Source organism: Flavobacterium chryseum (genome assembly GCF_004362015.1).
Classification (GTDB): Bacteria; Bacteroidota; Bacteroidia; order Flavobacteriales; family Flavobacteriaceae; genus Flavobacterium.
The window spans coordinates 26,848-53,480 of the sequence record NZ_SNWW01000015.1; the positions used below are offsets into that span (position 1 = coordinate 26,848).

General features: G+C 35.3%; 14 protein-coding genes. All 14 read right to left on the bottom strand.

Translation table 11 applies throughout. The features are described from left to right. Positions 1–237: 237 nt before the first annotated feature. Positions 238–891, bottom strand: a complete 654-nt coding sequence (locus tag EV143_RS20115; protein WP_133509725.1) for an exo-alpha-sialidase — start codon at positions 889–891, stop codon at positions 238–240. 87 nt (positions 892–978) lie between these two features. Further along, positions 979–2,301, bottom strand: a complete 1,323-nt coding sequence (locus EV143_RS20120; RefSeq protein ID WP_133509726.1) for a sugar MFS transporter — start codon at positions 2,299–2,301, stop codon at positions 979–981. Between the two features lie 191 nt (positions 2,302–2,492). Further along, complete coding sequence (locus EV143_RS20125; protein WP_133509727.1) at positions 2,493–4,094, bottom strand: SusD/RagB family nutrient-binding outer membrane lipoprotein; 1,602 nt, start codon at positions 4,092–4,094, stop codon at positions 2,493–2,495. A gap of 17 nt (positions 4,095–4,111) precedes the next feature. After that, complete coding sequence (locus EV143_RS20130) at positions 4,112–7,219, bottom strand: SusC/RagA family TonB-linked outer membrane protein (protein WP_133509728.1); 3,108 nt, start codon at positions 7,217–7,219, stop codon at positions 4,112–4,114. Positions 7,220–7,474: 255 nt separating this feature from the next. Next, on the bottom strand, positions 7,475–10,135 hold the full coding sequence (locus EV143_RS20135) for a glycoside hydrolase family 3 N-terminal domain-containing protein (RefSeq protein WP_133509729.1): 2,661 nt from the start codon (positions 10,133–10,135) through the stop codon (positions 7,475–7,477). 12 nt (positions 10,136–10,147) lie between these two features. After that, positions 10,148–12,388: a GH92 family glycosyl hydrolase gene (locus tag EV143_RS20140; RefSeq protein WP_133509743.1), complete on the bottom strand. Its 2,241-nt coding sequence runs from the start codon at positions 12,386–12,388 to the stop codon at positions 10,148–10,150. A gap of 10 nt (positions 12,389–12,398) precedes the next feature. Continuing rightward, positions 12,399–13,883, bottom strand: coding sequence for an alpha-L-fucosidase (locus tag EV143_RS20145; protein ID WP_133509730.1), 1,485 nt, complete (start codon positions 13,881–13,883; stop codon positions 12,399–12,401). A gap of 380 nt (positions 13,884–14,263) precedes the next feature. Then, positions 14,264–16,585 carry a beta-N-acetylhexosaminidase gene (locus EV143_RS20150; protein WP_133509731.1) on the bottom strand — a complete coding sequence of 774 codons (2,322 nt, stop codon included), beginning with the start codon at positions 16,583–16,585 and terminating at the stop codon, positions 14,264–14,266. 6 nt (positions 16,586–16,591) lie between these two features. Next, positions 16,592–19,732 (bottom strand): beta-galactosidase, LacZ type, encoded by a 3,141-nt coding sequence (gene lacZ / locus EV143_RS20155; protein ID WP_133509732.1) that lies wholly within the window; start codon positions 19,730–19,732, stop codon positions 16,592–16,594. Between the two features lie 417 nt (positions 19,733–20,149). Beyond that, positions 20,150–21,178 (bottom strand): isoaspartyl peptidase/L-asparaginase family protein, encoded by a 1,029-nt coding sequence (locus EV143_RS20160; RefSeq protein WP_133509733.1) that lies wholly within the window; start codon positions 21,176–21,178, stop codon positions 20,150–20,152. A 186-nt stretch (positions 21,179–21,364) separates the two neighbouring features. Next, entirely contained in the window at positions 21,365–22,444 is a 1,080-nt protein-coding gene (locus EV143_RS20165) for a putative glycoside hydrolase (protein WP_133509734.1), read from the bottom strand. Positions 22,445–22,450: 6 nt separating this feature from the next. Then, on the bottom strand, positions 22,451–23,518 hold the full coding sequence (locus EV143_RS20170) for a carbohydrate-binding family 9-like protein (RefSeq protein WP_133509735.1): 1,068 nt from the start codon (positions 23,516–23,518) through the stop codon (positions 22,451–22,453). An 11-nt stretch (positions 23,519–23,529) separates the two neighbouring features. Continuing rightward, the gene (locus EV143_RS20175) at positions 23,530–24,495 is read right to left on the bottom strand and encodes a glycoside hydrolase family 130 protein (RefSeq protein WP_133509736.1); all 966 of its coding nucleotides are present in this window, start codon (positions 24,493–24,495) and stop codon (positions 23,530–23,532) included. Between the two features lie 260 nt (positions 24,496–24,755). Beyond that, positions 24,756–26,633, bottom strand: coding sequence for a sodium:solute symporter family protein (locus tag EV143_RS20180; protein WP_133509737.1), 1,878 nt, complete (start codon positions 26,631–26,633; stop codon positions 24,756–24,758).

Below are 26,633 nucleotides of genomic sequence, written 5' to 3' on the forward strand. Positions count from 1 at the left end.
TTTCGTTTTTGCATACTTTTCAAAACACATGTTTTCGTAAAGAACGCTAATTCTAATATTTTTTTCTTTTAAGACTTTTTAGGCTATGATTAATATTATTTTTTCATCTATCTACTATTACTTCCATCAGATATTTGTTTACACTAGATTAAATGCACCTTGCCGAGCGTTTGTCAATTTCGAAGTTCCAAATCAAACCATAATAGATTTGGGAAAGAATTGTGAGTGATTATTGAACTAACCCATAAAAAAAGAAATAATCTCAAAGTTTTTATTATCTGCTATCGTTATTTTATTCCACTTATCAGTTTCTTCATTGTAGGTTTCTACATGACTTCGCCATAGGTTACCTGCTACACTTTCAGTACTGCTTCCACATAAAATAATTCCGGGTGTTGCTTCTATTGGTTTATTTTTTATTGGTCCCAAGATTCCTTCCGGCAAGTATTTAGGATCGCTCCAAGACGTTCCGTTATCTTTAGAAGTGATCATAGCTCCAAACCATTCTCTTGGATTTTTTCCAACTTTGTAAAACAGGTATAAAATTTCTTTTTTACTTTTAAACAAAACCGGATTCCAACAAGGTAAAGTATCACCTTGTTTTATTAATGGTTTAATTAGATTTTGAGGCGCAGGCCAAGTTTTATTTTTATAGGTAGAAAAATAAATTCCTACGTCTTTTGCTCCTTCATACTTTCCGCCAAACCATGCTGCCATAATTTCATTTGGCCTAATTTCGACCAATGTGGCAGCATGACTATTTGTGGTAACGGGCGGAAGAGTTATAAAAGTATTTGTAATATTATATGCTTTTGGTTCCTGCCCTATTAAAGCCCAGGAAACACATATTAAAACTACAAATAGTATGGAGTAATTAAATTTTGAAATCATTGTTTTTAATAAAAGTTATTAAATATTAAAAAACAAAATCTAAACAATTTATATCCGGATTTTGCTTTCAATTATAATTGCTGAGATTTATTTTTTATTTAAACCTAACTTATGTCCTGCAATGGCATAATATAAAATGATGATATAACATGGCAGTAAAATCCAATATCCTTCGGTAGCGGCGTTGGCATTTGCATAAGCTTCACTTACACCAAAAGCCATCATATCTGCCTTATTTAAATCTACTAATTTTCCATATAATGGAGGAATTACTGCACCTCCTGAAATTGCCATAATCAACAAGGCTGAAGCTGTTTTGGTAAACTTACCTAAACCTTTTAATGTTAAAGGCCAAATCGCAGGCCAAACAAGTGCATTTGCAATTCCCAAAGCTGCTACAAACAAAATGGAAACAAATCCGTGCGTAAAAACGATACAAAACGAAAATATGATTCCTAAAATCGCACTTACTCGTAATGCTAATGCCTGGCTGATAAACTTCGGAATTAAAAACACTCCCAGAATATAAGTAGCAACCATTGCCATTAAAGTAAATGTGGTAAAAAATTTGGCATCGGCAGCAGGAAAACCTAATGAAATTCCGTATGCTATAATGGTATCACCCGCAATAACCTCAACACCAACGTACATAAACAGCGTTAATACACCTAACCATAAATGCGGAAATTGGAAAATACTTGTTTTTGTTGTTTCGCCTTCTTTGGCTTCTTCGATTGGTTCTGCTTCAACCTCTGGCAAAGGTGCTTTTAGGATTAAAATTCCTAACACAAATAAAACAATTGCCATTATTAAATAAGGAGTTACTACACTATCAGCCATAGTATCTAATAGTTGTGCTTTTTCTGCAGGACTTACAACACTTAGTTTTTGTTGAATTTCATCTATTCCTGATAATAGAATGGCTCCAAAAATAAGCGAACCTAAAGCGCCTGCTATTTTATTGCAGATACCCATAATAGAGATGCGTTTGGCAGCACTATCAATTGGTCCTAAAATAGTGATATATGGATTTGATGCTGTTTGCAATAAAGTCATTCCGGTACCCTGAATAAAAATACCTGTCAAAAACATCCAATAGGTTCTTGCTTCAGCAGCGGGTATAAAGATTAAAGCACCCAATCCGATAATAAATAACCCTAGTGACATTCCTTTTTTATATCCAATTTTTGATAGAATATAAGAGGCTGGCAATGCCATTACCACAAATGAAATATAAGATGCGGAGGCTACTAAAAGTGATTGTGCGGATGTTAATTCATTTATGGTTTTCATAAAAGGAATTAGAGCACCGTTGATCCAGGTTACAAATCCAAAAATGAAAAATAATCCTGCTATAATTATAATGGGAATTAAGGTGTTTTTATTGGTAGATAATGTATTATTAGCCATAATTATTCTTTTGTATTTGGTTATCGTTCTGCATTATTTTTAATCCATCTTCGGGATTAAAATTGAGATAACCTTTTTTATTAATTTTATGTTTTGTGTGTGGCTATTTTACAGATAGTTGTATAAAACAAAAGGAGAGTTACCTCTCCTTTTATCTCTAAGTAACGAATCTCTTTATCTTTACTTATTTTTTATTCTTTTGTGTCCCACCAAAGTTTTGTACCTCCTGAATCCGGACCTCCAAGTTTTGTGATAGCATCTGTAACCGCATCTCTGTTTGCAGAGTATTCATTGGTAACAAAGATTACACGTTTCATTAAGCTTTTTCCAACACCGGGGTCAACATTATCGGTATTAAGTATTGGGTAAATAACTTTAGCATCACTTCTTCTTAAATCAGCCCAAGCTTCCCAAGATTCAGGGAATATTGCCAAATATTTCTGAACAGCAATTTGTGTACGTTGGTTTGCTTCAGAAGCATCCCATGCAACAGGTAGCGTTACAGGAACTGTCTGTAAACCTATAGTTGGGTAAAGAGTAGCAGCATTGGGTACGGTTGGTGTAGATGTTCCCGCAATATAGTCAGCAATATCATTGGCATCAGTTATACCCCATTGTCTTAATGACAAAGCAATACCTTGCTCGTATAAAGATTGTGCAGTACCATTCATATTCCATCCATTTAAAGCACCTTCAGCTCTGCTTAAATAATTTTCAGATGCCATGAAGATTTCAATGTTTTTAGTTTCACTAAGGGTACCATTAGGACCACTTCCTAATACATCATTATTGAACATAGAGAATGTAGTTGTTCCAAACTGTCCTTGTAGCGCTCCAACAGGTCGACCTCTGTAAACTTTAGTAGTTGCAGCCGGATCAATAGGCGCGAACCATTTTGCTAATCTAGGATCATCATAACCTACAAGAAGACTTTCCATAGAAGCTGTCATATAATAACCCCAAGCATTTACAATCATGTTCATATTGTTTGGTGTAATATTACTAACCTTGAAAGTTGCACTTTGCTCATTAGTTTCTATAACGCCGGCAGCAACCGCAGCTTCTGCCTGAGTTTTTGCTTTAGCTGGTTCTATATCCGATATTCTTAATGCTAAACGCAATCTAAGACTGTTTCCAAATCTTTTCCAGTTGGCTACATTTCCTGAATATACTCTGTCATTAGGCTGAAGTGTAGCAACCGTTGTTGCAGAAGTAGCATTAAGTGTAGCACTCGCTTCGTCTAACAATTTAAAAAAGTCTTCATAAATGAATTGTACACTATCATAAGGCACTTTTTCTTTATTATTTCCAGCTTCCGTGTAAGGAATTGGACCATAAGCATCTACCATTTGATTAAACATAAATACTTTCCAGATTTTAAGTACTGCAAGTGCATCAGCATTTCCTGCAGATGCTTTAATAGCATTATTTAATGCCGGAACAGCAACGGTGTAAAATCTTAACCATCCACGTCCTTCATAACCGTTTACAAACGCATTTCTTTCTGTACCGTACCCACAGCTTAGATATTGTGTAAAAGTAGAGGGTAAAATACCTGTAGCAATACCCCAGGTACCCTGATCATCAACTCCTGGCGAAGAATAAGAACCATTGTGTATTCCCGCATATAAGGCTGATGCAAATGCAGGTCCCGCAAGAGTTTGATCTAACTGATCTTCGGTTAAGGTATTTTTATTGGTATTTATTTCATCAAAATCCTGTGTACAGCTTGAAAAAACAGCGAGCATCGACATGACAACTCCTATCGTTTTAATTTTATATTTATTATTCATATTATTTCTTTTTTAAATTAAAATCCAAACTTAACATTCACACCATATTCTCTCGTTGAAGGAATATTGAAAGACTCGATACCTTGTAAGTTACCTGTTCCTGCTCCTGCTTCCGGATCAAAGTATTTTGCTTCATTTAAGAAGAAGAATAAATTTCTTCCTACTACTGAGAAATCAATACTTGCAAACCCAGTGCTTTGTAACATGCGTTTTGGCAATGAATATCCAAAAACAAGCTCTCTTAATCTGATGTTTGTTGCATCATAAATAAAAGGTTCTGCGACCGGTGTTCTTTGTCCAATTGCTGTCCAGTATTGTTCTGCTGTTATACTTGTCGTATTTGGGGCATAAGTAGTTACACCTCCAGTAGTTGTACCTACTACACCAGGAACAACAATTCCGCCTTCTCTTCCTGCTAAAGTGATATCACTAACCCCTAAACCAGCTTCTCTGGCTTGTGAATAAGAAATAACTTCTCCACCAATTCTGAAATCAACAAGGAAACTTAGTGAAAAATCTTTGTATTTGAAATTATTTTTAAAACCGGCAGTCCAATCAGGGTTAAAATTACCTGCACGAACACTAAAATCATCCGTTGCTAAAGGTATACCTGCAGCATTTACAATAATTTGACCGTCTGGAGTTCTTTGGAATCCTTTGATATATAAATCACCATATTCACCTCCTTTAATAACTTTACTTCTAACCAATCTTCCTTCGCCAATAACCAATTCTTCTCTGTTATCATAAATAGAAGTAATTTCAGATTTATAAGTAGCATAATTTGCCATAATATCCCATGAGAAATTTTCAGTCTGAACAGGAGTTGCAGTAAGCGTAAGCTCTATACCTTTATTTTGAATATCTCCACCGTTTAATACCGCTCTTGATTTAGAAGATGATTCAGGTGTATTGATGTAGAAAATCTGATCTGACGTTTTAGTTTGGAAATACGTAAAATCCAATCCTACACGATTTTTCAAAAATCTAATATCTAAACCAAACTCTGAAGAACTTGACATCTCCGGTTTTAGGTTAGGATTTGCAGCTGTAGTTTGAGAATACAACATACCACCGTTACCACCAATGTATGATAATTGAGAACTTGTCTGGTAAGGATCTGTATCATTACCCACTTTTGCATAAGAACCTCTTACTTTTGCAAAACTAATAACTTCAGGTAAAGTAACCATATCCGATATTACAGCTGAAAGACCTACTGAAGGATAGAAGAATGATCTGTTGTTTGAAGGTAAAGCAGAAGACCAATCATTTCTGGCTGTTAAATCTAAGAACAAATAGTTTCTGAATCCGATTTGAGAGAATCCGTAAACAGAGTTAACTTGTTTTTCTGACATTGCTGAAGTAGACTGAACTGTAGCTACATTGATTAAAGAAAAATAGTTTCTCTTACTTAATACACCACCGGATGTTAAAGATGAACTAGATTGTTTTAGCATGTTAGCACCAGCATTTAAACCAATGGTGAAATCACCAAATTTCTCTTTATAAGAAAGTAATGCATCTGTATTAAACTCACTTACGGTTTCATATGACTCACTATAAGAACCTAAGTTGTTATTAAATGCTCTGGTAGCATATCTGTTTCTAACTGCTTTGTTAGTCATTTGATCCAGACCACTTCTTACTTGTAAACTTATTGTATTTGTAATATCATATTTAAGAGAAGCAAGACCAATAAATCTGTTTCTTCTGTCATCTCTTGAATCATCACGTAAAGCAGACCAATAAGGATTTCCTCCTGGAGAACCTGCTTCGTCTATAAAATAATTTTGTTGCAATTGCCCTGCAGCATCTGTATATTCAAAATCTTTATATTCATTAAATTTAATACTACGCGGCAATAAATAAGCTGAGGTACCGATAGATTCCTCACCCGTTCTTAATAAATTATCAATATTCTGAACGATGTAGTTTGTTTTTACATCCAAAGAAAATTTATCAGATAATTTACTTGTCAATCTTAAGTTAAGATTGTGTCTGTCTAAACCATTACCCTGAACAATACCTTCTGCACGAGTGTTTGTGTAAGAGAAATATCCTTGTGCTTTTTCGTTTCCTGTAGTAACAGATATTGTATTGGCTAAGTTATATCCTGTTTTATAAAAGTCAATAACGTTATTTGGCTGTGGCGAATAATCTGTAGTCGCAGGACCAGTATAGTTAGGATTACGTTGTAATTGCCATGCAGCAACCTGACGTCCGTCTAATTTTCCTCCCCAGCTTGATACAGAGATAGGATTATAAACTCCTCCATCTCCCTGTCCGTATTCATTTTGAAAATTTGTCAAATTATAAGCTGTAGAAGCCATAAAGTTAGATGATAATGTAACAGAAGTTTTACCTGCTTTACCAGATTTTGTAGTAATAATAATTACACCATTACTTGCTCTGTTTCCATAAAGTGCTGCTGCAGATGGCCCTTTAAGAACGGTCATCGAAGCAATATCTTCAGGATTAATGTTTGAGATACCATCAGGCTGAGTAGTTCCTCCTGTGTCAATATCCGGATTACTAGTTGTAGTTCCGTTACTGATTGGCACACCATCTACAACATATAAAGGTTGGTTATTGCCATTAAGAGATCTGTTACCTCTTAAAGTAATTCTTGATGAACTTCCTACACCATTTGAAGTTGTAGAGTAGTTAAGACCTGCAACTTTACCTGAAAGTGAATTGGCAACGTTTAACGATCTTGCTTCTGAAATTTCAGCTACGTCAATGTTTTGAGCAGAATATGTTACAGCTTTTTTCTCTCTCTTGATACCAAGAGCTGTAACAACTACTTCTCCCAACTGATGTGTGTCTGCACCTAAAGTTACATTAATAGTAGTTTGTCCTGCAACTGGTATTTCTTTTGAGGCAGAGCCAACATAAGAGAAAACTAAAATCGCTGACTGATTGGGAACATTGATACTAAATTTACCATCAAAATCTGTTGATACACTAGTTTTTGTTCCTTTAACGACAACATTTGCTCCCGGAATCGGAATTCCGCTGGAAGCATCTGTTATCATTCCCTTTACTGTTGTAGATTGGGCTTGAAGATTTTGAAATCCGAACAAGCAAACCACCAACAATAATTTTAGTACGTCTTTAATCATATAGGTTGTTTTTTGAGTTAATAACATGTTAAATTTAAGAATCGGATTTGTTAACTAAATCATTATTTCGACAAATGACAGCTTTGAAAAGGTGTTGGTTAAACTTTTGTCAAAAACCTCTTATTTTACTATTAAAATCCTTACGTTTTCTAGTATAACATATTATTAATCTTTGTGATTTGTTAAATTCTTAAAAGAATCCTAATCAAAACACTTAAAACACTACATAATTAATTTCTAATTTGATTTTAAAGATTAATCGACAACCTTGAAATTTAATTTTTGTAAATCTGTAGAATTTCCTCCCACCATAACTTCAAAATCACCAGGTTCTACTACTCGTTTCATTTCTCTGTTCCAGATAGATAGCTCATCAGACGTTAATGTAAATTCTACCTTTTTTGTTTCTCCTTTTTTGATGAACAACCTTTTAAAACCTTTTAATGTTTTTCTTGGAGTCGTTACGCTACTGTAAACATCATTGATATATAATTGTACTACTTCATCTCCATCATAATTTCCTGTATTTTTAACATCTACACTTACTTTCAATGCTCCGTCAGCTTTAATTGATGTGGTATTGATGGCAAAATTTGAATATTCAAACTTAGTATAACTTAAACCGTAACCAAATGTATAAAGCGGGTTTTCACTTTCAGCAACATATCTGTGTATCGCTGATGGTTTTTGGTTGTAATATATAGGTAACTGCCCAACCGATTTTGGAACTGTAATAGGCAATCTTCCACCCGGATTATAATCTCCAAATAAAACATCGGCGACAGCCTTTCCTCCTGCTTCACCGGGAAACCAGCCTTCTACAAGAGCAGGGATATTTTCACTAATCCAATTGGTTGAAAGCGGACGGCCGTTTAACAATACACAAACCACGGGAGTTCCTGTTTTTTGAATTGCTTCGATCAACTCTTGCTGCATTCCGTGTAAATCTAAACTCGCAACATCTCTGTTTTCTTCTACCAATTCATTTGATTCTCCTAAAACCACAATCGCAACATCTCCTTTTTTAGCAATGTCGATCGCTGGCTGAAAATTTACTTTTTCTAAATTCCAACGCAAGTGTGCTCTGGCTCCCCAGCCGCCTTCCCACATTTCGATGCGGACTTTGTATTTTTTTCCGGCTTCTATATTTTTTGGAGTTGTTACCATACTTGTAGCACCTTTTGTCCAGTTGTCGATAACCAATTGATCATCAACCCACATTCTGATTCCGTCATCAGAACTTAAACCTAACCAGCCGTCAAATGATTTTTCTGACTGAATGTAACCTGTCCAGCGAATTGAGAAATCATCATCAGTAACGCCATCTCCGGGAGACCAAGGCCAGTCAAATTCTAACTGATTGTCGATACGCGTTAATGCCGGAGTTCCTTCTACATTTCTGTTATTGAAATATTCTCCTTTTAATCCGTTTTGAGATCCATCAGGAGTAAATAAATATTTTGATGGAATAATTTGTCCTTTTACAATTAATGGAACGCCTTCTTCATAAAGTACATTTGTTTTAGCGCCAACAACTTGTTTAACGCCTTCAAGAACCGTAGTTCCTACTTTATTTTTTACGGCATATCCTCCTAATCTTGAAGCATCAGCATTTGGTCCGATAACGGCAATTGTTTTGATGTCTTTTTTTAAAGGCAAAATGTTATTTTCGTTTTTTAATAAAACGATAGATTTATGACCTGCTTCTAAAGCGATATCCTGATTTTCTTTTGAATGAAAACGTTCTTTAATTAAATTTTTATCTGTGTACGGATTTTCGAATAAGCCCAATAAAAACTTAAGTCTCAAAACGCCACCTGCAGCACGGTCGATTTGTTCCATTGTCAGTTTTTTTTCATTTACCAATTCAATAATGCTTTGTTGCCAAAACTCATTGGTAAAATCATAAAACTGCATGTCTACTCCTGCAGCAACGGCTTCTCTAATACTTTCTTTTGGAGAACTTGTAACGAAATGTGTTACCTGAAGGTATTTTATTGCTCCTAAATCTGAAACTACGATTCCTTTAAAACCCCATTCTTTTCTTAAAACATCGGTCAACAACCAATGGTTTGCTGCACAAGGAATTCCGTCTAACTCAGAATAGGCACACATAGTTCCTAATGCGTTTCCTTTTGTAAATGCTTTTTCAAATGAGGGTAAGAAATCTTCACGCGCTGTACGTTCACCAACCAAAACCGGAGATGAATTTCCTCCCGCTTGCGGAATTCCGTGAACGGCAAAGTGTTTAGGTTCTGCAATTATCGAACGATCTGATTTGAAATCATCGCCTTGCATTCCTTTAATCATGGCGGTACCAAGTTCTCCCACCAAATAAACATCTTCACCAAAAGTTTCTGCAACTCTTCCCCAACGTGGCTCGCGGCCAACATCAAGATTTGGACCTAAACCAAAATGAACGCCATGCGCTCTGGCTTCGGTACCAATTACTTTTCCAACTTTATCCATTAAACTTGTATCCCAGGTTGCACCTAAACCAATATTCATTGGGAAAGCCGTACTTCCGTCATCAAGATAACCGTGAAGCATCTCGCACATAATAAGCGCTGGAATTCCCCATTTGTTTTTTTTGATGATTTCACTTTGAAGATCGTTGATCATTTTTGCCGAACGCGGATAAATGTCATGAATAGCTCCAATTCCTAAATTCCCGATTTTAGCATCTGATTTTGTTTTAGAGAAATCTTCATTTTCCTTGAAGAATTCACCTTTGTACATATCCATTTGGCGGGCTTTTTCCTCCAGACTCATTCGGCTTAACAAGTCTTTTACTCGTTCTTCAACCGGTAATGTAGGATCTTGATACGGATATTTTTTCTGAGAGTATCCCTGGTTAAAAAAACTTACAGCCATTACAAAAATAATGGCTGTTTTTTTGATTTTTAGTTGTAACATAATTGTGTTGTTTTAATTTTGAATCACTTTCAGCTTTGTTCCATTCACAAAATCTTCGTGCGAAATAAAAAAGCTATTAAGCGTTTTTCCGTTTAGCTCAATCGCATTGATTTTTCCATCATTATTGACTTGTCGTTCAATTACAATGCTTTCTTTTTTATAATATCTTGGATCTAATTTGATCGTTACTCTATGAAACATTGGCGCTGTAATGGTGTAAATTGGATCTCCCGGCGATATCGGATAAATTCCCATCATCGAATAAACCAACCAGGCCGACATTGTTCCGGTATCATCATTTCCTGGTAATCCTTTTGGCTCATTTTTAAAATATTCTCCAACCAATTTTTTTACCATTTCCTGACTTTTATATTCCTCTCCTTTTATGTAATTGAATAAATACGGATAGGCAATATCCGGCTCGTTTGCCATATCGAATTGTTTGGTATCAAAAACTTTTTGCAATTGATCCGAGAAAGGTTTATCACCGCCCATTAATTTAATCAATCCCCTCATATCATGTGGCACCATAAAAGCATATTGCCACGCATTTCCTTCGATAAAACCAACATTTGTCTGAAAATTAGCTCCTGCTTCAGGATCAAAAGGTTCATACCATTTTCCGTTTGCCGTTCGTGGCCGCAGTAATTTTAAATCTTTGTCGTATAATTTTCGGTAAGAAAGTGAACGTTTGGTAAAACGCTTATAATCTTCTTTTTCACCTAATGCTTTCGCTAAAAGTGAAATCGCATAGTCTGAAGTATTATATTCTAACGTTGTAGAAACAGGGCCAGGATAATTGGTTGATAAATATCCTTTTTCGATATATTCTTTAAGCCCAGGACGCAACGGATTCTCGTAAATTTGATCTGCTCCTTGTACCATTGCATGGTATGCTTTGTAAATATCAAAATCCTGAATTCCCTTTAAACAGGCATCGACTATAACGATACTTGCCGGATCTCCTACCATGGTAAAGGTTTCTGTTGAATTTAATTCCCATTTTGGCAACCAGCCGTTTTCATCATACATTTCCAACATGCTTTTTATCATATCAGATTGCTGTTTGGGATAAACTAAAGATGTTAACGGATGCATATTTCGATAGGTGTCCCACAAAGAAAATACGGTATAACGCGTACCATCGGTTTTTCCTATCTTAGTTCTTTTTATTTTTGGATATTCTCCGTTGACATCATTTAAAATATTGGGATGAATTAAAGTGTGGTATAACGCAGTGTAAAAAATCGTTTTATCATCATTTGAACCGCCTTCGACCAAAATTTTAGAAAGCTCTTCATTCCAGTCGTTATAAGTGTCTTTATAAATGGCTTCAAATGATTTATTTCCTGTTTCTTTTTCCAGGTTTTCACGTGCATTTTCGATGCTTACATATGAAACGCCAATTTTAACCTCAACGGATTCTTCTTTATCAAACTGATACGTAAAATAAGTACCAATACTATCTCCTACAACCGTTTTTATGGTATTGTCCATCATTCTCGTTTTGCCGTTGTAGGTCATCCATTGCGCTTCGGTACCTTCGTATTTTCTTGGTTTTTTCCAAACGCCAAATTTTTTGGCAGGTTTAGAAAATTTAGCCACGAAATAAACCGGATAAGCATCTTCCGGACTATTATAACAAAATGAACCAAGGCTTCGCATTCCTTCAATTTCTGTAGACGATACCACTTTTACCATCGCCCCTTCTTCGTTTGTTAAGCCTAAACCTAGGTTTAGCAAAACATTTGATTGCCCTTTTGGAAACGTAAATTTGCTTACGCCAACTCTTTTTGATGCGGTAAATTCTGCTTTAACTTTGTACTTATCAATAGTAACGCTGTAATATCCTGCTTTTGCTACTTCACTTTTATAAGTAGAACCATATTTTAGATGATTGGTTTCGACAGCTCCTGTTGTCGGCATTAATAATAAAACGCCTAATTCAGGGCAACCCACGCCGCTTATATTAACCTGACTGAATCCGGTTAAAAATTTATTCTCATTTACATACGGATTCGACAACCATTGACTGTCTTTTTCTAATGGATTTTGAGGTCCAGCAACATTAAAAGGGCTTATGCTGGCCATGCCTCTGGGCGAAATAGGTCCCGGAAAAGTGGCTCCGTAGTTGGAAGTTCCAATAAATGGATTTACAAAATCGACAGGCTCCTGTGCAAAAATAGTGATGCTAAAAAACAGCATGTAAAAAATACATGCTGTTTTTATAGTTTTGCTTTTGTGTAAAAACATATTCTTTTTTCTATCTGTTAATCGTTTCAATTTTTAAAGTCCATGCTTCTTTACATGGTAAATTATTTCTTAAGCTTTCCGGAATTATAACTTTAAATCCTTGTGCTTCTTTTGTCCATTTTAATGCAGTTTTAGAACCTAGCATCGTGATTTTTGTTCCTTTTTTCGGATTGATTGATTTTACCACAATTTCTGCCGGAATTTTATCTTCTCCTTTTTTCGCTAAATAAAACAAGAATACATTTCCTTCTTTATTTTGCGTCATACAAATGTTTTCTTCTTTAAAAGGCTCGATTGGTTTTGTATTGTAAATCGCTGTGCTGTTTACTTTCATCCAATCGCCGTAAGCTGCTAGCAAATCATAAGCTCCTTGTTGCCACTCTCCTTCAGGGCTTGGTGCAATATTCAATAATAAATTTCCGCCTTTTGCGACGATATCAATAAGCATGTGAATTCCTTCTCTACCTGTTAAGTATTTTGCATCCGGAGTATACGACCAGCCACCGCCAGAAGTAATACAAGATTCCCAAGGATAAGGCAATGTTTTTGAAGGAACACGGCCTTCAGGAGTTAAATAGTTTTGGTTTTTTCCGTGAACTGCTCTGTCAACTACGATTAATCCCGGTTGTTTCTGACGTGCTTTTATTACCAATTCGTCCATTTTAGGATCCTGGTCTACAACTCTGTGTTTGATGAAGCCATTTTTCGCCTCGTTTTCTGCAAACTTTTCATCATAGTTTTCTTTTAAATTTTGCTGATCTCTTTTTCTAACCCAGCCTCCATCTAACCATAAAATATCAACTTTACCGTAATTCGTAAGGATTTCTAAGATTTGATTGTGCGTGAAATCAACATATTTCTGCCATTTTTCAGGATATAATTTTGGATCGTAGTTTACGTTTCTGTCGAAAGGAGGAAAATAAGGATCCCAGTAATTTTCGTTATGCCAGTCCGGTTTAGAGAAATACGCCCCTGTTGAAATATTTTCGGCTCTAAAAGCATTAAAAACTTCTTTTAAAATATCTGCCTTTGGATTTGTACTAAAAGCACATTCTTTATCTGTTACTTTATAATCGGTATATTTTGAATCATACATCGTAAATCCGTCATGGTGTTTTGTTGTAAAAACCATGTATTTCATTCCCGCTGCCTTCGCTGCTTTTGCCCATTTGGCCGGATCAAATTTTGTTGGATTAAAGGTTTTTTTCAACCCTTCATATTCTTTTACATATGCTGTATAATTACCTGGATTGCTTCCTTTTTTTCGTTCGCACCATCCATAATCTTCAGGACATATTGACCAGGATTCTACAATTCCCCATTCGCTATAAGTTCCCCAGTGCATTAACAATCCAAATTTTTTGCCTTGCCATTCTTCTAAGTTTTTTAGCACCAACGGATCTGTTTCCGGTACATAGCGCTCATCTTCATAAATGGCCTGCGAAAACAGTTGAACTGAAAATAATATTGCGATTATAAATATTCCTCTTTTCATCTTTACTCTTTTTATGGTTTTTTGTTTTTGTTTTTTTGTTTCCTAATTAAATACGGAAATATTTGTTAACACATAGAGACATAGTTTTTCACTTGTATTAACAATCCCGAAGCTTCGGGACTATGTGTGAGAAACTAGTTTCTTTTTATATTCTTTTTTATTCATTTCCAGATATAAATCTATGTTTCTATGTGTTTAAAATTATGCGTAATCCAAAGTTATATTCTCATTTTTGTCATCCCGAGGAACGAGGGATCTCCACGAGAAACTCCATAAAGTAACTCTTCAGTCTTTGCTGAGCTACTAGCGGAGATCCCTCGTTCCTCGGGATGACAAAATTGGGGTTACTTTGTCGTTAAACAATTACGCCAAATTGGTTTTTAATTCACTAAAATTTCATCTACAAAAAGCCAAGAATCCTCACCTTTTGGGCTTTTCTTTAAATTAGATGCAATTACTTTTACAAATCTTGCATTGCGTTTTTCAAATTTAATTTTGAAATCTTTCAACTCTGAACTTACATTCACAGCATACGGACGCGCCAATTTTCCAACTTCTTTATATTTTAAACCATCGCTCGAAACCAATACTTTGATTTGTGTAGGGAAATAAACGCCTGAACCCTGACTTTCTAAAGTTCCGATGGTAACTTGTTCTAAACTTTCTTCTTTTCCAAAATCGATAAGCACTTCCATATCATTTACTAGCCAAGCTTGCCATTGTCCGTCATGGAAATTTTTAGAGCCTCTAATGGTATTTACCATTCCAAAAGGTCCGTCTCCTTTATAGTTTTGATTGAAAGGCGTTAAATACAACACTTTGTGTGCAAATGCTTTATGAAAAATAATCGTATCTGTAAAAATTTTACCTACGAGCTTTTCATTCTGAAATAAGGATGCTTTTAGAATTGTAGATTCTTTAAACTCAATTGGAGTTGTGTATTTTATTGCATTTCCTGCCAAACTTTTATCGCCCAAAACATAGCGAATATCCGGGTTTGGAAATTCATTTTTCAGCATGACATTGATTTGCTTTTGCCCCATATTTGCACTTGATGAAGCCGTAACCAAATAAGCACTTTTTGCATAATTAATGCCTAAATAATCGTAACGCTGCAGCAAAGAAGGCAATCTTGTGGTAAAATCATTCCAATTGCGTTTTTCTTTCGGACTCCATAAAACCTCAGCTAAAGCAGCTAATCTTGGAAAAATCATATACTCTGATTCTTTCGTGTTTGGAAGATGCTCTGCCCATAAATTCGCTTGTCCGCCTAAAACATGTTTTGCCTGTTCCGGTGTCATTGTTTCTACAACAGGATCAAATTCGTATACTTTACTTAATGGCGTGTAACCATCAAAAGCAATTGGTTCTTCGTTTTGTGGTCCCTGATAAAAATTAAAATAGCAGTGCGATTCCGGTGTCATAATAACATCGTGCCCTTGTGCTGCTGCATCAGTTCCGCCTTTTGTTCCTCTCCAGCTCATTACTGTTGCTTCGGGAGCCAAACCGCCTTCTAATATTTCATCCCAGCCAATGATTTTTTTCCCTTTAGAAAGAATATATTTCTCCATTCTTTTTACAAAATAACTTTGCAATTCATGGGCATTTTTCAATCCGTTATCTTTCATTCTTTTTTGACAATTCGGACATTTATCCCAATTGGTTTTGGTTGCTTCATCGCCGCCAATATGAATGTATTTTGAAGGAAAAACTTGAACAACCTCATCAATTACATTTTGCAAAAATTCAAAAGTAGATTCTTTTCCTGCACAATAAATATCTGTAATGGGCCATAATCCGCCTGACGGAACTCCGATTCTCTGATTGAAACAAGCCAGTTCAGGATACGATGCAATGGCTGAACTTACGTGCGCCGGCATTTCAATTTCCGGAATAATTTCGATGTTTTTGTTTGCGGCGTATTTTACAATTTCTTTTAATTCTTCCTGAGTTAAAAATCCTCCGTAAGTTCCTTTTTCATCAGGATTTGTGGTCAATCGTGCATTCCACGCAACATTTTCCTGATCAACTCTCCACGCTCCTACTTCGGTTAATTTTGGATATTTTTTAATTTCCATTCTCCAGCCCTGATCATCAACCAAATGCAAATGCAAAACGTTCATTTTAAGCATTGCCAAACGATCTATTGTCTGAAGCACGTAGTTTTTATCGAAGAAATGACGTGATAAATCCAGCATCAATCCTCTCCATTGAAAACGAGGTTCATCTGTAATAACCACATTTGGAATTAGCCATTTTGCTGATGATATCACACTTTGGCTTTCAATCGCAGTTGGTAATAATTGACGAACGCTTTCTAATCCGTAAATAAAACCGGCATTTCCTTTGGCGGTTATTGTAATGCTTTTTGCGTTTACTTCTAATTTGTAGGCTTCTTTATTGAGCGTTTGATCTGTTTTAAACTGAATAAAATTGCTTTGCGGATTCGCTGCTGAAATTTCAGGACGCCATCCGGCAGCTTTTTCAAATTTGTTTATTAAAGCCGTCGCTATTTCTTTTTGAAACTCTGTTGTTGCAACAAATTTGGTGCTTTTAGAAAATTCAAATATTCCGGGCTGAATCAACAATTGTGTTGGTTTTGGAATAATCTGAATGTCCTTTTCTGTATATATTTTTTGGCTATATCCAGAATTAAAAACAGTGAATAAGATTACGACAAGGAATGCTTTTAATATCCTCATAATGAATTATTTTATTGATGGTGTTATTTTAAATTGATACTGATAGGTTTTGCCTCTTAACAAATATTTTTCCATTGGCCATGCCTGCCAGCTGTCGATTCCGCCAACGCCCATTTGTTTGTAATCAATTTTTAAACTTGTTAAATCTCTTTCTTTCAATTCTGCGGCGTGTCGTTGGTCTTTTTTCAAACCGTCGTCTAAATCTTCGGTTAAATAATGTAATGCTGTTACGGCCAATAAATCATCAGAAGTAACTGTTATTTTCAATTTATTATTTGATAATTCTAACCAGCGAACATCGGTTTTATTTCCGGTTTCCTGCGGACGGATGTACGGATAATATTGCTCTGAAACGGTTTGGTTGTAAATACCAACTTGCGAACTGTAATTTCTGTCGATGTAATTTTCGTGTGGGCCTCTTCCGTAATAACTCATATTGCTAAAATCTTTAGGAACAATAATTTCCATACCAAATCTTGGCAAAACAGGTTGTTCTTTTGTTTTATCTATATTTAATTGCTCTTTTACGGCTAATTCTCCGTTACTGTTTATCTCATAATTGAGTTCTAAAGTCGAAGATACGGAAGTTAAATTATACGTTGCTTTTACCAGAATTTTATTGTCTTTTGTAGCAGAATAGTTCCAGCTTACAAGCGTTGGATTTTCTGTAGCCTCTTTCCAGGCTTTTAAGGTTATCTGAAGATTGGCTCCAAAATCGTTGTCGTTTGGTGCTCTCCAAAAATTGGGACGCAATTGATAGCCTTCTTTTATAATTGGCAGATTATTAAAGCTGTAACCACTAATAAATCCTGTTTTTTTATCAAATGTTATTGTTGCTTTATCACTTTTGAATACTGTATTATTTATGTTTTTTTCAACCGTAATTTTTGATGCTCCCTGAATTTTTATATCATTTTTCCAGGTTCCTTTATACGCCAATTGTTCTGTTGCGATTTGAAAACCTTTTGGTAAAAATGGTTCATCTTGTTTGATGTGATAGGTTACGACTATAAAAGCTTCCTGAAATTGTTTTTCTTCTACATTAACAGGTAGTTGAAACGTTTTAAATTCATTTGATTTGATGTCTAAATTATCAATCGTTCCCATTGCATCGTCTTTTCCGTCTAAAACTAATTTCCAGTGTAAACTAACATTGCTTAAATCTTTAAACGAAAATTCATTGTACACTTTGATCGTAGCTGTTGCCTGATTTTCCCAGGAAGTTAAAATATTTTGCAGTACATTTCGCATTTCAAGCGCGTGTGGGTTCGGTTTTCTGTCTACCGTAAATACGCCGTTGTTTACAAAGTTGTTGTCGCTTTTTACATCTTTTGGACCAAAATCTCCGCCATAAGCCAAAATACGAGTTCCGTCTGGCAGTATTTTATAAACCGACTGATCGATCATGTCCCAAATAAAACCTCCCTGAAAGTTTGGATGTTTTCTGTATACATCCCAATAATCTTTAAAATTCCCCATTGAATTCCCCATTGCATGCGCGTATTCGCACTGAATGTAAGGTCTTGACGGATTTGGATTTGCGAGAATATATTCTTCCATTTTATTTGGAGAACTGTACATTGGGTCGATAATATCAGAATCCCATTCAAATTTTAAATCTTTTCCGTCCCAAGCGCCCGCAGTTGCTCTTTCGTACTGTATTGGTCTTGATTTATCGCGGTTTTTAATCCATAAATAACCTCTGTAAAAGTTATAACCGTTTCCTGCTTCGTTACCCATACTCCAGATAATAATAGAAGTATGATTTTTATCTCTTTCGATCATACGCTGCATACGCTGAATGTGCGCCAATTCCCAGTCTGGTTTATTACCCAGCGTTTTGGTAATATCGTAACCCATTCCGTGCGATTCGATATTGGCTTCATCAACTACATAAATTCCGTATTTATCGCATAATTCGTAAAAATATTCATCGTTTGGATAATGCGACATTCTTACCGCATTGAGATTAAATTCTTTCATCAATTTAATATCTTGTTCCATTCGTTCTCTTGAAATTGTTTGTCCTGTTAGCGGATCAACTTCATGACGGTTTACTCCTTTTATATAAACGGCTTTTCCGTTTACTAAAAGTTGTCCGCCTTTGATTTCTACTTTTCTGAATCCAACATTTTGATTGATAACTTCAATAACGTTTCCTTTTTTATCTTTTAGAAGAAATGTGATTTGATATAAATTCGGAATCTCCGCGCTCCATTTTTTAGGATTATCTACGACAAAATCAAACGTTTGTTTTTCGTTTAAAGCAGAAATATTTTTTGAGGTAATAATCTTGTCGCCCTCTTTTAGCTGAACGTCTAAAGTATAGTTGTCGTTTTTATTTAAATAAGAGAATTGAGTGGTGATTTTTAAAGTTCCGTTTACGTAAGAAGCATCAAGATCCGGAATAATTTCATAATCTTTTAAATGTGCTTTGTTTCTGGCAACCAGATAAGAATCACGTGTAATTCCGCTCATTCTCCACATATCCTGACATTCTAAATACGAACCGTCGTTCCACTTCATTACTTGCAATGTGATGGTGTTTTTTCCGGTTTTTACGAATTTGTTTAAATTGAATTCTGAAGGTAATTTTCCGTCTTCGCCATAACCCACGTAAACACCGTTTACCCAAACCGTAAGATTTGATTTTGCCGTTCCTACGTGAAGAAAAATATCTTTTCCTTCCCATGATTTATCAATTGTAATTTCTTTTCTGTAAACGCCTGTCGGATTGTATTTTGTTGGCACAAACGGGGGATTTGGCGCCATTAAATAATCAAAATCGTAGGTTGTATTTACATAAACCGGATATCCGTAACCGTTTACATCCCAGCTTGCCGGAATTTTAAAATTATCCCAGGCTGAATCGTTAAAAGTGCTTTTTTCAAAATCTTTTGGCAAATCATTCGGACTATCTACGTATTTAAATTTCCAAGGTCCGTTTATATCCAAATAGTTTTTAGATTCTCTCCATTCATTTTTAGCGGCCAATGCTTCATTTTCAAAAACATAATAAGCAGCATGCATGGGCTCTCTATTATCTTCATTGATTTTTTCATTTTGCCAAAACGGAACTTTTTCCTGCGCATTAACGGCTACTATTGAAGCAATTAGTAATGTTAATATGGATATTGTTTTTTTCATTTTTGTTTTTTTATTCTCTGCCTGGTGTTTTGTTTTAACACATAGAACATAGATTTTAAAGTTAAAAAAAAAAGATATTTCACTTTTATAAATTTACAGAGCAATGTAAAATTAGTGTCTTTATTTTAATCTTGTGAGAGAAAAAATCTATGTTTCTATGTGTTTAAAATATTAGTTTTAGTTTGTCATTTCGACGGAGGAGAAATCACACTAGAAATTCCGTTCCGAACGTCTCCAATCTCTGTAGAGTTACTTGCGGAGATTTCTCCTCCGTCGAAATGACAATATTGCGTTTATTTTGTGTTAGTCTTTGCCGGGTTTCATGTGATGTCTCATTGCTCGAAATGACAAAAATGAGGTCAATCTTTGTCGAATTACGAGTGTGATTTCTCCTCCGTTGAAATGACAAAAAATGCTTTATTTATCCCAGGACATTTTAAATTTTGCATCTTCCATTCTGTGCCCTTTTTCATCATCTGAAACAGCGTAATTAAAACCTGATCTTAAACTGTAACCTGCATATTCTCCGTTTTTATTTAAGGCGATAAAACCAACTTGCAGATATTCCATGTCTTTGTGGTTTTTGTGTTTGTTGTAAATGCGTTCTGTAATTTCTTTACAGGCATCAAACGGTGATTTTCCCTGACGCATTAATTCTACAACCATGGCGCTTCCTGCGGTTCTAATAACGGCTTCACCTAAACCGGTTGCTGCAGCGGCGCCAACTTCATTATCCAGAAAAAGACCAGCGCCGATTATTGGGGAGTCACCAACACGTCCGTGCATTTTCCAGGCGGCGCCACTTGTCGTACAGCCTCCGGCAAGATTTCCATCTTGATCTAACATTAGCATGCTTATAGTATCGTGATTTTCTATATTGATTACGGGCTTGTATTTAGAATCTTCCAACCATTTTTTCCAGTCTTTTTCAGATTCCGGAGTTAGTAAATTTTCTTCTTTAAATCCTTCTGACAATGCAAATTGCAATGCACCTTGTCCGGCTAACATTACATGGGGCGTATTTTGCAATACTCTTTTTGCTACAGAAATTGGATGCATTATACCTTGTAGAAAACAAACGGATCCACAATTACTATTATGATCCATAATACAGGCATCCAAAGTTACTTTTCCTTCGCGATCCGGATATCCTCCATAACCAACACTGCGGACATTCGGATCTGCTTCAGGAATTTTGAGACCGGCTTCGAGCGCATCTAGGGCTGATTTTCCGGCTTTTATTTGTTTCCAGGTCTCCTGATTGGCAGGTAAACCATGATTCCATGTCGAAATTACAATTGGCTTTTTTGTTTTTTTTGAAGAAAATTTTAATTGGCCTTCATTTTCATCTTCGTGATTTTTTGCAAATCCGCTAAAACCCAAAACAGAAGTTGCGGCTAATGTGCCTAAAGTTGCTTTTTTTATAAAATTTCTTCTGTTTGACATTTTGCTTATTTTTATCTTTATCTTGATTTTCAACACATAGAAACATAGCTTTTGAAACTGTATAAAAGGCGTTTCACTTGCATTAATATACATATTTATGTGTGGAAACTTGATTCTTTATGTATTGTTTTTATATTGTTTCTTACACATTTTAACCTATGTTTCTATCTGTTTAAAAACGATCTGCTATTGTAAAATTGCTTTTGTTTCTTTGATCATTTTCAAATTACTCTCTGTCAATGCGTTTCCGTCAAAGAAAGAAACTCCTACGGCTCCATTTTCTTTGGCGAGAAGAATTGCTTCTTTTAGTTCTTTATCAGATTTTAATCCCGGAATGTAAATTCCTGTATTAATTTTTGTTTTTTTATCTTCTAAATCGGCAACTCCTTGTTTTGTAGCGTAACCAACCCAGTCAATTTCTTCGTTATAAAAACTATGGTAAATCATTGGATAAACTTCGTCTATATTCCATTTATCCCAACGCTGGCGTACCATATGATCTGCCATTTCCGGATAAGGAAATACTGCTGCAGTTAATTTTTTATTGTGTTTATGGGCAATTTTATAAGCATCATTTACAATGGCCTGTATCGCATTTAATCTGAAATTTTTCCATTCCGTATCAATAGAAGTATTGTGGCTTTCTTTTGGATTTTTATGGTGAATTCTTTCAAATGCTTTGATACATTCATCGCAATAACAAAAATCAAACTGAGGTAATTCTACATCCTGAACCAGGTTGTATTTTGGCAATAAACTGATTGGTAAAAAGATGTCCGGGAAACGAATATAATCTAAGTGAACACTTTCGATCCCGTCTACTTTTGCCAGTTCTTCAACTAAATTTAAAACGTGTTCTCTGGATTCTTTTCTGGTTGGGCATAACCATTGGTAATAATCGACATAAGGGCGGTTATCAAAACATGATTTTCCTTCTTTGCTGACCATATACCAATCCGGATGCTTTAACGCAAGTGAATCTCCGGGTCTGTTCATCGCCATAATCCAAGCGTGTACTTTTAAACCTTCTTTTGTGGCTAAAGGCACTATTCTTTTTAAGAGTTTTGGATCTGTTGTTGTATTGATTAATACTTCATCGATTCCGCCATCCTTATATTTTTTGAATTCTTTTGAATAGTCTGCGTCTGATTTTTTGGCGTCTGCGGTTGTCCAGACTCCAAATTTAAAAGTGGTTTGTTCTTCTTTTTTAGCACAAGAAAAAATACTAAATGCCAATAAAAAAAGTAATAGTTTTGGTAGTTTCATAGTGGTTTAGTTTGCTATTATTTTGCCATCCTGCCTGATAATATAGGTTTGATTAGAAAAAGGACTTTTTACCGAAATATTATATCCTGTTGCATGATTTTCAATTACTGGTTTTAAAATTTTGCCGTCGACACTAATGGTTTCTTTAGTAAGACTGGCTAACGTTTTTGCCCAGGTTTTATTTTTCTGATAATATTCTTTTTGAGCTCTGTATAAATTGTACAACTCCCATTTTACTTTTTCGTCCTGCGGAATTGTAAAGTTTTCTATTCCATCTTTGGAAGAAAAATAAACATATCCCCATTTTTCCGGTTCATGCATATTGATGACTCCCATTGGTGACCAAACCCAGTTGTATTCTGGCAAAAACTTACCTTCAGCATCTTTTTTGCGTTCGTAATTACCATTATTTAAGCTGTGTTGCCAGTTTACTCTTGAAAAATTAACTCTCCAGAATTTATCTGCGGGTACATTTTTTTCATTATAAGATGTTCTATAAGATGCCCAGGGAATTGCCATTTCTAATACCCAACCTTCATCAGTATCGTTTGGGTTATTAAGCGTTCCTTTGATTTTTACCGCTGATTTCAGGCCTGGAATATTCCAGTCGTTTAATACAACATTATCATTTTCTCTATATGGTTTTGACAGAAACAGATCCCAGGCGGTATTTAAAGCATTAATTTCTAATTCATAATAGTTAAAAGTGTCGCTATCGGGATCTATAAAAACTTCAAAATCGTTGTTGTAAAAAATAATGGTGTCTCGTTGTTTTAAATTTGCCCAAACATTTGGCTCATCAAGCTTTGCTATTATATAAAAATTGGTTTCATCCCAGAGCATTTTAACTTTAGTTCCATATTTTGGTTTTACGTTATTCTCTATATCTTCAAAAAGATCGGTCCAATCTGTTTTGATCCACGCAGCGTCAGATTCGTCGCCATCAATTACGATTTGATTTGTTGTTTTTGCAGCTACATAAGTTTTGGGTATAATTGTTTTTTTCGATTGTGAATATGCACTAATCGAAAGAAATCCTAAAACCACTGTTAACTTTACTAATTTTAAACGCATGCTTTTTATTTCTATAAACTATTATCTTTTGTAAACTGAATTACCTCACTTAATTTACCAAATGCTATTGCTACAGCGGTATCTGCTGCACCATAGTATACGGCCAGTTTATCTTCTTCTGTATTATGCAAAGCGGCGCATGGGAAAACTACATTTGGTACGTCTCCTACCATTTCATAAATTTCTGCCGGCCCTAATAAATACGGCTGTGTTCTGTATTTTACTTTATCAGGAGAATCAACATCTAAAAGTGCTGAACCCATTGCATAGCGAAAACCATTGCAGGTATTGATAACGCCGTGGTAGATCATCAACCAGCCTTCTTCGGTAAGAATCGGGATTGGTCCTGCTCCTACTTTGGTACATTGCCATGCGCTTTGTTCAAAAGGAGATGGTTTCATTACCAAACGGTGTTCTCCCCAATATTTCATATCCGGGCTGTAACTGATCCATATATCTCCAAAAGGTGTGTGTCCGTTATCACTCGGACGGCTTAACATCGCGTATTTTCCGTTTATTTTTTGTGGAAATAAAACTCCATTTCTGTTGAAAGGCAAAAAAGCATTTTCACATTGAAAAAATTCTTTAAAGTCGAAAGTATATCCAATACCAATTGTTGGTCCGTTGTAACCGTTACACCAGGTAATCCAGTAGCGATCTTCGATAAAAACAACGCGAGGATCGTATTTATAAGCTGATTCGATCATTTCTGTATTTCCGGATTGCATTACGATTGGTTCATGGTTAATGTCCCAATCGATTCCGTTTTTACTAAATCCGGCAAAAATATTCATTTGAACCGCTTTGTTATCACATCTGAAAACACCTGCAAATCCGTCTCCAAAAGGAACTACAGCACTATTAAAAATACTGTTTGATGTTGGTATAGCATATCTGTCAATAATTGGATTTTCAGAATATCTCCACATTACGTCGTTGCTGTTTTCGGGTCTGTCTTGCCAAGGAATTGTACTCATTATCTCTTTCGTTTTTTGTTTGTTGTTTTTGTCTAAAGCTTTGTGTTTTATTTAAACACATAGAAACATAGTTTTTGAAAACGCATAAAAGGCGTTTCACTTGCATTAACACACATAGCTATGCGTGAGAAACTAGTTTCTTATTGTATTCTATTTTAAACATTTAAATCTATGTTTCTATGTGTTTAAAATATTATTCTTGCTACTACGCTCAATTTTGTCATTCCAAGTAATGACAAACTGTAACTGCTATATCTTAATTAATCTTCTATTCTACGAACTTTATCAAGCCACGTGAATTTTAAAATTGTTGTCGTCACTAAAAATACTACTAATGCTGTAATTGCTTTTGGATAATCTCTGATAATGAAAAATATCGGAAGCAAAATCATACTGGATTGCCATACAATTCCGATTGCACAATTGAGCATATCATTCCAGAAATCATTATTTTTTTCGAAAGTGTGGTCTTCAATTTTTAATGTTCTGTAAACCGGATTCCACCAGCCCCAAGGTCTTACGTTTTTGTAAAAAGATCTTAGTACTTCCATATCGGTTGGTTTGCTTAAGAACGTTCCTAAAAGACAACCCAAAATAGAGAATCCAAAGATTATCGGAAATAAATAAATGGCCTGTACTTGTGCTAAATCGTATAAAAATGATCCTTCGGATAAACTCCCTTTTGCCTGACCTAAAGCAAATTGTAAAGAAGCTACGACTAGTCCTGCAAACATTCCCCAAAAATAACCCCAGCCGTTAAATCTCCACCAAATCCATTTTAAGAAATTGGCTGCTACATAACCTCCGTATAAAGCACTTGTTATCCATAAGGTTAAGGAATTAATCGAGTCTGCGAAGAATCCCATAAAAACGCCTAAACCAACAACCAAAAATGAAGAGATTTGACTTACTTTAATATAATGCTCATTTGTTGCAACAGGCTTGAAATATTTTTTATAAATATCATTTACAATATAAGCTGGTCCAGCGTTTACAAATGCAGAGAATCCGGACATAAATGCGGCTAATAAACCTGCAAGCAAAATTCCTTTTATTCCGACAGGGATGTATAAATTAACGACTTTTGGCATTAATAATTCTAAATCGGCTCCTGTTAATCCTGTATTCGCATTTAATTCCGGTGCCATGTTTACCAAAGCAATTACGACGATTCCGGTAATTAATAGATATCTTGGAATGAACAAAATCAGGTTGGTAAATCCACTCATATATGCAGCTTCTTTTACTGATTTGGTCGAAAGAATTCTTTGTAAATCATAACTTGGTGTTGGACCTGCGATACTGGCGAAAAATCCTTTAAACAATGTCATTCCGATAAAAGCGCCAAACATTTTATATCCTTCAGAATCTATTAAATGATTGAAGGTTTGAAATTTATCACTCCACTGCGTTTCAAACTGCCATCCGAAGAAAACATTTTTCCATTCTTCTGTAATAACTGAATTTATCTGAATGTCGGTATAATTGATAAAAGCGTAACCAGCAATTAAAACTCCTGCAATAATCATGATTAAATATTGTACAACCTCTGTGGCAACTACAGAAAACATTCCGCCTTTTACGGTGTAAATTGTAGTTAATAAAATGATTATTAAGGCATAAGAACGTTCTGATGTCAGTAAAATTAAGTCTCCATAATGAAGCGTTAAATCCCAAGGAAGAATAATGGTTACAAATTTCCCGATTCCTTCAAAGAAATACGCAATAAAACCAATGGTAGAAATAATCGCAAAAATGGCCACAATAATATGTGATGCTTTTCCGGCTCTGTCGCTTCCAAAACGGGTTAAAATCCATTCAGAACCTGTCATTACTTTTGATCTTCTGATCCAGACTGCAAGGAACATCATTACAAAAATCTGGTTCCATATCGGCCAAAGCCACATAAACATGAAACTTTTTACGCCATATAAAAACAAAACTCCAATCATCCAGGAAGTTCCTGAAACATCAAACATTCCTGATCCGTTGCTTAGACCTAAAAAATACCATTTGATTGTTTTTCCGCCAAGGAAGTAATCATCCAGTCCTTTTGATGCTTTTCTTGAAATCCAGATTCCTATTCCTACCGAGAGCAGAATGTAAGCTACGATGATTGAAACGTCAATAATGTCCAT